This is a genomic window from Psychrobacter sp. W2-37-MNA-CIBAN-0211 (assembly GCF_040309405.1).
Taxonomy (GTDB): domain Bacteria; phylum Pseudomonadota; class Gammaproteobacteria; order Pseudomonadales; family Moraxellaceae; genus Psychrobacter; species Psychrobacter glaciei.
Genome location: NZ_JBEOOU010000313.1, coordinates 1 through 262, shown reverse-complemented (window position 1 = coordinate 262; position 262 = coordinate 1). Strand labels below are relative to the sequence as shown.

1 protein-coding gene is annotated in these 262 nt (G+C 53.8%); it reads left to right on the top strand.

Annotated features, from left to right (window positions below; genetic code table 11):
- Nucleotides 1–262: site-2 protease family protein (locus AAEY72_RS15375; protein ID WP_352311457.1), on the top strand; the 262-nt coding region annotated here is incomplete at both ends.

Sequence of the window (262 nt, the reverse complement as noted above, 5' to 3'; positions counted from 1 at the left end):
GAAATGATCCGCGAAGTCAGCTATGGCCCGCTGGCCGCGATTGGCGAGGGTGCCCGTCGCACTTGGACCATGAGCATTCTGACGCTGGATTCACTGAAGAAAATGCTGTTCGGCGAGCTCTCGGTAAAAAACTTGAGTGGACCGATAACCATTGCTAAAGTGGCGGGCGCTTCTGCCCAGTCGGGCGTCGCTGATTTCCTGAATTTCCTTGCTTATCTGAGTATTAGCCTGGGCGTTCTGAATTTGCTGCCCATTCCTGTAC